Origin of the sequence: Microbacterium sp. B24 (assembly GCF_000333415.1) — a bacterium.
GTDB lineage: Bacteria > Actinomycetota > Actinomycetes > Actinomycetales > Microbacteriaceae > Microbacterium.
Map to the genome: position 1 here is coordinate 1 of NZ_BADB01000170.1, position 9,705 is coordinate 9,705.

Here is a 9,705-nt window from a genome sequence, read left to right on the forward strand (position 1 = left end):
CGGAGCGAGGGCGCCGTCACGGCGACACGGCGCTGGGTCGCGGGATGTTCCCTCGGCCGGAGTTCGACCTCGGGGTCACCGGCGGGTTCGGCGCCGACGGCGCCATGGAGCTGATCTCGACGGCGGACGTCGCGGTGGTCTTCGGCGCGGGACTCAACCAGTTCACGATGCGCTTCGGCGCCCTGTTCGCCCCAGGCACCCGCGTCGTGCAGGTCGACATCGCCCCCGCGGCGACGCACCCGCACGTCGGCGGCTTCATCCGCGGCGATGCGCGCCTCGTCGCCGAAGCCCTCTGCGACGAGTTGGCGACGAGGGATGCCGCGCCCAGCGGCTGGCGCGAGCGCGTGGACATCGCCGCGCTGCGCGCCCGCGACAGCGGCGACCCCCTGGCGCCCGACGGCCGTCTCGACCCACGGTCGGTCGCCGAGCGCATCGGTGAGCTGCTCGAGAGCGCACCCTCCACCCGCGACCGCGTCGTCGTCACCGACGGCGGCCACTTCCTCGGCTGGGCGAACATGTACTGGTCGGTGGCCTCGCCCGACCGCATGATGATGGTCGGCACCGCGTACCAGTCGATCGGCCTGGGATTCCCCTCCGTCGCGGGCGCCGCCCGGGCTCGGCCGGAGGCCACCATCGTGCTGTCCACCGGCGACGGCGGCGGACTGATGGCACTGTCGGATCTGGAATCCGCGGTGCGCGTGGCGGCGGGCCGCGGGTTGGCCGTCGTGTGGAACGACGCCGCGTACGGCGCCGAGATCAACCTCTACGGCCTGCAAGGCCTCGCCCGGGAGTCCATGCTCATCCCCGAGGTCGACTTCGCGGGTCTCGCCTCCGCGGTCGGGGCTCGAGGTGTCGTCGTGCGCACGCTCGCCGACCTCGACGAGCTCGCGCGGTGGGTGCAGGTCCCGGCATCCGACCGGCCCTTCCTGCTGCTGGACTGCCGGATCTCCGGCGACGTCATCGCCCCGTACCAGCAGGAGATCATTCGCGTGAACTCCTGACGCGGGGCCGGTAGCCCCGCACGGACGGAACTGTCTGCGCGGCCGGGAATGCGCAGACCTGTTGAAACGCTGTGTCTGTGGCGCACACTGGGCTGCGACGGAAATCCGTCGGGAGGTCTGCGCGGAATCGGGGTGCCATGGAAGGTCTGGAAGTCACCGTCCTGCTCGGGCTGTCGGTGCTGGCGGGAACGCTCCTCGCGCCGCGCCTGCGCCTGGCGACACCGCTGGTGCTGCTGATCCTCGGCCTGCTGCTCGGCTTCGTGCCGGAGCTGCGCCGCATCGAGCTGCCGCCCGAGACGGTGCTGCTGTTGTTCCTGCCCGTGATGCTGTTCTGGGAGAGCCTGACGACGTCGCTGCGGGGCGTTCGCCGGTCGCTGCGCTACATCATCCCGATGAGCACGCTGCTCGTGGTCGCCTCGGCGTTCGCGGTCGCGTGGGTGGCCACACTCTTCGGGCTGCCCTGGCCGGCAGCCATGATCCTCGGTGCCGCCGTCGCGCCCCCCGATGCCACGGCTGTCGCCGCGCTCGGACGACTGCTTCCGCAGCGCACGTTCATGAAATTGAAGGCGGAGAGTCTGACCAACGACGGCACCGCATTGGTGCTCTATGCCATCGCGATCTCCGTCGCACTCGGCGACACCGTCACGGGCTGGTCGATCACCGCCACCGTGCTCGTCTCCTATCTCGGCGGAGCGATCGCCGGCATCGTCGTCGCGGCTCTCGCGTACCTCACGCTGCGGCGCATGCGCAATGCCCTGTCGATCAACGTGACGCTGCTGCTGGTTCCGTTCACGGCGTTCCTGCTCGCCGAACTGGTCAACGCCTCGGGCGTTCTCGCCGTGGTGTTCGCGGGCCTGATCATCGCCTGGGCCTCGCCGCGCATCACCACCGCTGCCTCCCGCCGCACCGCGACGGCGGCGTGGCCGTTCGGCGTCTACCTGCTCAACGGAGCGCTGTTCGTGCTGATCGGGTTGGAGGTGCAGCTCGTCCTGCACGAGATCTCCCCGAGCGAGGTGTGGGGCCTCGTGCTGCTGACCGTGGCCGCGTGGGCGGCGCTGCTGGTGGTGCGCTATGTGTTCCAGCTGTTGATGGCCCCCTTCTCGCGCCCGCGTACGCCGGCGCTGACCGCACGTTCCGGCCCGGGATCGCTGAACCGCGCGCGCATCGTGAGCACGATGGCCGGGTTCCGCGGTGCCGTGTCGCTCGCGATCGCGCTCTCGGTTCCGCTGACGACGTCGTCCGGTCAGCCGCTCGTCGGCCGCGACGCCGTGGTGTTCGTGACGGCCGGGGTGATCGTGCTGAGTCTTCTCGTGCAGGGACCGCTCCTTCCCGCCATCGTCCGGTGGGCGAAGCTTCCCAGCGACGACTGGGCCGCCGACGAGATCGAACTGGCGCAGCGGACCATCTCGGGTGCGGCGATCGCCGCTCTCGACGACATCGCGGCCGAGCACGGTATCAGCGATGAGGTGCGCGAGCGCGCTCGTCAGGATGGCTACGACATGCTCGAGCTGGCCAACGCGCGTGCCTTCGCCCGTGCCCAGGCCGCCGCGGATGCCGACCAGATCGCACAGCTCGAGGGCATGGTGGCGGCGCCGTCGGCCCCCGACACCGGTGCGCAGACAGTCGTGGACGGCGCGGGGCCCGCCGTGGGGCTGAATCCGGCCGCGGCGGGCGTCGATGCCGCGACCTCGCTGACGATGCTCGCCGCATCGACCGGAATCGACCTCACCCAGCGATCGCCGCTCGTGCGCTTCGAGGAGATGACGCGACTGAAGCTGGCCCTGCTGGATCGCAAGCGCGAGGTCCTTCTGCGTCTTCGGCGTGAGGGTACGGTCGACGACCTTCTCGCCCGACGGCTGGAAGCGCACCTGGATGCCGAGGAGCTGCGCCTCAGCGGCTACGACGACCTCGACTGAGCGTCACTCGGCGTCTCAGCCCGTCACCCGACGGGGAGCATCCACCGGGCGAAGAAGTCCGTCAGCTCATCAGTCGCGTCCAGCGGCAGCACGGCCGCGACGTACTGATCAGGACGCACTACGACGACCACACCGTCACGCGATAGCCCGCGGGCCTCGAAGATGTCGGTCTCGTTCCACCTGTGGGGTGCCGCGGCGAACACCTTCTCCCAGTCGGTGAGCGCCAGCGCACCCGAATGCGGGCGGAAGACAGCCGGCGCACGAGTGACATCGATGTCGTCGAACCCCTGCTGGTAGATCACCTTCGCGTCGAAGACCGCGTCGATGTCGGCATCCGCGGGGGTATGGCGCCGCACCGGAGAGTCCGGGTCGTCGGCGAGCCAGGCCGCGAAGCGCGCGAGGGGCGAGTCGTCGGCGAGCCCGTCGCGGTCGGCGAAGGCGTACAGGCGCCAGCGCCCGTCTGCGCTCGCGTGATGACCGAGATGCACGACGTTGCCGTCGGCCGCCAGAGTGACGGGCGCACTCTTGAAGCGCTTGCCCACCGGGAAGCCGGTCGCCAGATGCTGGTGGGCGGTGCCGGCGACGACTCCCGTCCCCTCGGCGTAGGTGGTCATGAAGCCCGAGGGGAACTCGGCGGTGGCGAGATAGTAGGTCGCGAGGTCGGCAGGATCGGAGATCTCCTCGGGCTTTCGCGCCATCAGCGTCGACCACTCCTTGTCGAACTCGATGAGCTGCTGAGCGACCGGCCGGCGCTCGGAGGTGTAGGTCGACAGGAGGGATGCTGGGCTCAGCCCGGTGAGCACGGAGCCGAGCTTCCACCCCAGGTTGAAGCCGTCCTGCATCGAGACGTTCATGCCCTGCCCCGCCTTCGCGCTGTGCGTGTGGCAGGCGTCGCCGGTGAGGAACACGCGCGGCTGCCGTCCGCCGTCGAGCGCGTCGTCGAAGCCGTCGGTGACCCGGTGGCCGACCTCGTACACGCTGTGCCAGGCGATGCTCTTCACGTCGAGCGTGTACGGGTGCAGGATCTCGTTGGCCCGCCGGATGATCTCCTCGACGGGCGTCTGACGCACGCGGTGGTCGTCGTCGTCCGCCACGGCGCCCAGGTCGACGTAGATGCGGCTGAGGTATCCGCCTTCGCGCGGAATGTGCAGGATGTTGCCGGCCTCGGCGTTGATCGCGCACTTGATGCGCCAGTCGGGGAAGTCCGTCTCGACGAGCACGTCCATCACGCCCCAGGCGTGCTGCGAGATGTCGCCGACGTGCACCCGGCCGATCGCCGCCCGCACGCCGCTTCGCGCCCCGTCGCACCCGACGACATACGCCGCACGCACGGTGCGCTCCTCGCCCGCGCGCTCTCCGCCGACGTGGCGTACGCGCACCTCGACCGGACGGTCCTCGCCCTCGTGCACGGTGAGCCCGACGAACTCGATCCCGTAGTCGGGTGCGATGCGCGCCGGGCCGTGCGCGGCCGCTTCGGCGAAGTAGTCGAGCACGCGCGCCTGGTTGACGATGAGGTGCGGGAATTCGCTGATGTCGTACGCGTAGTCGGCGGTGCGGGAGCGGCGCACGATGCGCGCGGGGTTCTCGGGATCGGGACCCCAGAAGTTCATCCACCCGATGTTGTACGCCTCGGCGATGATCCGCTCGGCGAAGCCGAAGGCCTGGAAGGTCTCGACGCTGCGCGGCTGGATGCCGTCGGCTTGGCCGAGGGCGAGACGCCCGTCCCGTCGCTCGATGATGCGCGTGAGGACCCCGGGATACTGCGACAGCTGCGCGGCCAGGAGCATGCCGGCCGGCCCGGAGCCGACGATCAGGACGTCGACCTCGTCGGGCAGCTCCGCCGGGCGGTCGATTCCCGTCCCCGCGGCCGGTTGCACGCGGGGGTCGGCGGAGACATACCCGTGGTGATGGAACTGCATCGTCGCCGTCCTTCCGACTCAGGCCCGCGAGAGCCCTCGGATGGGGCTGACCGTCTGCTCGGGCTCATGGTCGGGTCCGAGCGGGATGCCGCTGCGGTCGCGCAGCAGCAGCGTGGCGATCAGTCCCAGCAGGGTCATGCCGGCGAGGTACCAGGTGACGCCCGTCGTGGAACCCGTCGCCTGCACGATCGCCTGCGCGATCGTCGGAGCGAAGGCCCCGCCGAGGATCGCGCCGATCGCGTACGAGATGGAGACGCCCGAGAAGCGGATGGACGCGGGGAACAGCTCGGCGTAGAGGGCGGCTTGAGGACCGTAGGTGAAACCGAGCCCGACCGTGAGGACCACCAGGCCCAGCGTCAGCAGGACGATCGAGCCGGTGTTGACGAGCGGAAAGAGCAGGAAGACGCCGGCCAGCTGGGCCAGCCAGCCGATGATGTAGGTCGTGCGCCGTCCGATGCGATCCGAGATCCAACCGGAGAGGAAGGTGAACACCAGCCAGGTGATCGCAGACAGGGTGACCGCGCCCAGCACATCGGCGGTCGCGAGTCCGATCGGTCCCTTCGGGTCGGTGGCGTAGCGCTGGATGTACCCCCCGGTGGTCATGTATCCGACGGCGTTGTTGCCGGCGAACACGAGCGCGGCGATCACCACGAGCAGGGTGTGCTTGCGGAACAGCGCGACGATCGGCATCCGCGTTTCCTCCTTGCGCTCGGCGAGCTCCGCGAACACCGGGCTCTCCTCCACTCGGCGGCGGATGTAGTAGCCGATGACGATCAGCACGAACGAGAGCAGGAACGGCACGCGCCAGCCCCACTGCAGGAAGGCCTCCCCGGGAGCGATCGTGGCCATCAGCGCGAGCATGCCCGACGCGAGGAGCAGACCCAAGGGAACGCCCATCTGAGGGGATGCGCCGAAGATGCCTCGGCGCGTCTTGGGAGCGTGCTCGACCGCCATCAGCACCGCACCGCCCCACTCTCCGCCGGCCGAGATGCCCTGCAGGATGCGCAGCAGCACGAGCAGGATCGGCGCCGCCATGCCGATCGCGGCATACGTCGGCAGCAGACCGACCAGCGTCGTCGCCACGCCCATCAGGATCAGGGTCACCATGAGGACGAGTCGGCGCCCGTACTTGTCTCCGAAGTGACCGGCGAGAAACGCACCGAACGGCCGGAAGAGGAAGCTGATGCCCACGGTGATAAAGGACAGCACCTGAGCGAAGCCCTCCCCGGCGGGCGCGAAGAACAGGCTGCCGAAGACGAGGCCGGCGGCGGACGCGTAGATGAAGAAGTCGTACCACTCGACCGTCGTGCCGACGATCGTGGCGAAGACGACGCGGCGGCGGTCGGTGGACGTCGCGATCGTCCCGGTCGGGGTGAACCCGACGGGGTGGTTCGTGGATGCGCTCATGAGGTGACTCCAGTGTCGGTGTGACGTCGCTGTCAGGTGGCGAAGCGGTGCTTGCCCGGGTGACGACGATCATATACGATTTCGGATACGACGCAAGGGAGCATCCATGACTGAGACCGACAGCCGGTTCGCCGTCCTCGGCGGACGCCCCGGCAAGATCGTGGCCGTGCACCTCTCGTACGCCTCGCGCGCCGACCAGCGCGGCCGCCGACCGGCGTCGCCCTCGTACTTCTTCAAGCCGTCCAGCTCTCTGGCCGCCTCGGGGTCGGAGATCGAGCGTCCCGCCGGCACCGAGCTGCTCGCGTTCGAAGGCGAGATCGCTCTCGTCATCGGCGAGCCCGCCCGGTGGACCACCGCGGAGACGGCATGGTCGCACGTGGCCGCCGTCACCGCCGCGAACGACTTCGGCCTCTACGACCTGCGCGCGAACGACAAGGGCTCGAACGTCCGATCCAAAGGCGGCGACGGTTTCACCCCGATCGGTCCGGCCCTGATCGATGCGGCCGGCGTCGACCCGGCGAACCTGCGGCTGCGCACCTGGGTCAACGGCGAGCTCGTGCAGGACGACACCACCGCCGGCCTGATCTTCGCGCTCGCCCAGATCATCGCCGACCTGTCGCAGCACGTCACCCTCGAGACGGGCGACGTCATCCTCACCGGCACGCCCGCGGGCTCGTCGGTCGTCGTCCCCGGCGACGTCGTCGAGGTGCAGGTGGATGCCGGGGAGCGGTCCACCGGTCGGCTGCGCACCACCGTAGTCCAGGGCGAGCGCGCCTTCGACGGTACGATCGGCTCGCTCCCGGCCGTCGACGACCACCAGCGCGCCGAGGCGTGGGGCTCCCCCGAGGCGGCCGGACTCGGCGCGCCGGCCGCGGTGCTCACCCCCGCCCTGCGCGAGAAGCTCTCCCGCGTCCCCGTCGCCGCACTCAGCGGACAGCTGCGCAAGCGCGGGCTCAACGACGTCACGATCGACGGCGTGCACCCCCTCACCGCGGGCAGTCGCTTCGTCGGCACCGCCCGGACCCTGCGCTTCCTCCCCCACCGCGAAGACCTCTTCGCCGCACGCGGCGGCGGCTACAACGCCCAGAAGCGCGCGTTCGACGCGGTCGCAGAGGGTGAGGTCCTGGTCATCGAGGCCCGCGGCGAAACCGGATCGGGGACACTGGGCGACATCCTGGCGATCCGCGCCCACGCGCGCGGCGCCGCCGCCATCGTCACCGACGGGGGCGTGCGCGATGCCGACGCCGTCGCGGCAGTCGGCATCCCGGTCTTCACCGCCGGTGCCCACCCCGCCGTCCTCGGTCGTCGCCACATCCCGTGGGAGACCGACGTCGCGATCGGCTGCGGCGGCACGACCGTCGAGCCGGGAGACATCCTCGTCGGAGACGGTGACGGCGTCGTCGTGCTGCCGCCCGCCCTCGCCGAGGAGGTTGCGACCGCTGCCCTCGCCCAGGAGGAGGAGGATGCGTGGATCGCCCGACAGGTGGCATCCGGTCACCCCGTCGACGGCCTGTTCCCGATGAACGCCGCGTGGCGTGCCCGCTATGAGAGCGAGAGCAACGGCTGATGACACCCCTGACACCCGCGACGGCTCAGAGCAAGTCGCAGCAGGCCTATCACTGGATCAAACAGCGCATCGCGTCGCAGGAGTTCACCCCCGGCTACCGCCTCGTGCTCGGCACGATCGCGGGCGAGCTCGAGATGAGCGTGGTGCCGGTACGCGAAGCGATCCGTCAGCTCGAAGCCGAGGGTCTCGTGATGTTCGAGCGCAACGTCGGCGCACGGGTATCGATGGTGGACGACACGGCCTACCGCTTCAGCATGCAGTCGCTCAGCATCCTCGAGGGCGCGGCGACGGCCCTCTCGGCGCGCGCGCTCAGCGTCGAAGACGTGCGCCGTGCACGTCGGGTCAACGAGATGATGGTCGAGACACTCGAGCACTTCGACCCCCGCGCCTTCACCGCGCTGAACCAGGAGTTCCACGCGATCCTGTTCGAGAAATGCGCCAACCCGCGCATGCTCGAGCTGGTGCAGGCCGAGTGGGCGCGACTCGGGCATCTGCGCGACTCGACGTTCAGCTTCGTCCCCGGTCGCGCCGCCGAATCGGTGCGCGAGCACGAGAACATCCTCGTACTCATCGAGACCGGTGCCCCGCTCGCCGAGATCGAGAAGGCATCGCGCCGCCACCGCTCGGCGACCCTCGACGCCTACATGATCCACGAGCACCCCGACGAAGCGCTCGGCCTCCCCGCCTTCTGACTCGTCGCCTTGCGGCATCCGCCCCCTCCCACGAAGGAGCTCCCATGACCATTGCACCCACCACCGCCCGCCGCGTTCCGGCGGATCTGCCCGAGCACATCCAGCACTACATCGGTGGCCGCTTCGTCGACTCGGTCGACGGCGACACGTTCGACGTGCTCGATCCCGTGACCAACCAGACCTACCTGAAGGCCGCCGCGGGAAAGAAGGCCGATATCGACCTCGCGGTCGCCGCCGCACGAACGGCGTTCACCGAAGGTCCCTGGCCGCGCATGCAGGCCCGCGAGCGCTCGCGCGTGCTGCACCGCATCGCCGACATCGTCGAATCACGCGACGCGCGCCTCGCCGAGTGGGAGAGCTTCGATTCGGGCCTGCCGATCACCCAGGCGCTCGGCCAGGCGCGTCGCGCGGCGGAGAACTTCCGCTTCTTCGCCGACCTGATCGTCGCGCAGACCGACGACGCCTTCAAGGTGCCCGGCCGTCAGCTCAACTACGTGAACCGTAAGCCCATCGGCGTCGCCGGCCTCATCACGCCCTGGAACACGCCGTTCATGCTCGAGTCGTGGAAGCTGGGACCTGCGCTGGCCACCGGCAACACCGTGGTGCTCAAGCCTGCGGAGTTCACGCCCCTGTCAGCGTCCCTCTGGGCGGGAATCTTCGAGGAGGCGGGCCTTCCCGAGGGGGTGTTCAACCTCGTCAACGGTCTCGGCGAGGATGCCGGCGACGCACTCGTGAAGCATCCGGGTGTGCCGCTGATCTCCTTCACCGGCGAGAGCAGCACCGGCCAGCTCATCTTCGCGAACGCCGCACCGTTCCTGAAAGGGCTCTCGATGGAGCTGGGCGGCAAGAGTCCCGCCGTCGTGTTCGCCGACGCCGACCTCGACGCGGCGATCGACGCGACCATCTTCGGCGTGTTCTCGCTCAACGGCGAGCGCTGCACCGCGGGCAGCCGCATCCTCGTGCAGCGCGAGATCTACGACGAGTTCGTCGAACGGTACGCGGCGCAGGCCGACCGTGTGAAGGTCGGCTACCCCGATGACCCCGCGACCGAGGTCGGCGCCCTCGTACACCCGGAGCACTTCGCGAAGGTGATGTCGTACGTCGAGCTCGGCAAGAGCGAGGGACGGCTCGTGGCCGGCGGCGGCCGCCCCGAGGATTCGCCCGAAGCAACTTCGTGCGCCCCACCGTGTTCGCCGACGTCGC

General features: G+C 69.8%; 6 protein-coding genes and 1 pseudogene. 5 read left to right on the forward strand and 2 right to left on the reverse strand.

Annotated elements, in window-relative coordinates:
• Together I5I_RS04345 and I5I_RS04350 are read left to right on the forward strand one after the other, a co-directional pair.
• On the forward strand, positions 1–1,001 hold a 1,001-nt coding region (locus I5I_RS04345), incomplete at its 5' end, for a thiamine pyrophosphate-dependent enzyme (RefSeq protein WP_036316826.1).
• A gap of 137 nt (positions 1,002–1,138) precedes the next feature.
• Positions 1,139–2,917, forward strand: coding sequence for a Na+/H+ antiporter (locus I5I_RS04350; RefSeq protein ID WP_036316828.1), 1,779 nt, complete (start codon positions 1,139–1,141; stop codon positions 2,915–2,917).
• A gap of 23 nt (positions 2,918–2,940) precedes the next feature.
• On the opposite strand, the gene I5I_RS04355 is transcribed toward I5I_RS04350, so the two are convergent.
• The gene (locus tag I5I_RS04355; protein WP_036316829.1) at positions 2,941–4,836 is read right to left on the reverse strand and encodes an FAD-dependent monooxygenase; all 1,896 of its coding nucleotides are present in this window, start codon (positions 4,834–4,836) and stop codon (positions 2,941–2,943) included.
• An 18-nt stretch (positions 4,837–4,854) separates the two neighbouring features.
• Positions 4,855–6,243 (reverse strand): MFS transporter, encoded by a 1,389-nt coding sequence (locus I5I_RS04360; RefSeq protein ID WP_036316830.1) that lies wholly within the window; start codon positions 6,241–6,243, stop codon positions 4,855–4,857.
• Between the two features lie 106 nt (positions 6,244–6,349).
• Here I5I_RS04360 and I5I_RS04365 point away from each other — a divergent pair, with 106 nt between their 5' ends.
• From I5I_RS04365 to I5I_RS04375, 3 genes and pseudogenes are all read left to right on the forward strand, one after another.
• A complete protein-coding gene (locus I5I_RS04365; protein ID WP_036316831.1) occupies positions 6,350–7,810 on the forward strand; it encodes a fumarylacetoacetate hydrolase family protein in 1,461 nt (486 codons plus the stop codon).
• Complete coding sequence (locus I5I_RS04370; RefSeq protein ID WP_036316832.1) at positions 7,810–8,502, forward strand: GntR family transcriptional regulator; 693 nt, start codon at positions 7,810–7,812, stop codon at positions 8,500–8,502. Before I5I_RS04365 ends, I5I_RS04370 begins: the two co-directional genes overlap by 1 nt.
• A 44-nt stretch (positions 8,503–8,546) precedes the next feature.
• Positions 8,547–9,705, forward strand: a pseudogene (locus tag I5I_RS04375) (aldehyde dehydrogenase family protein); the annotation flags it as partial.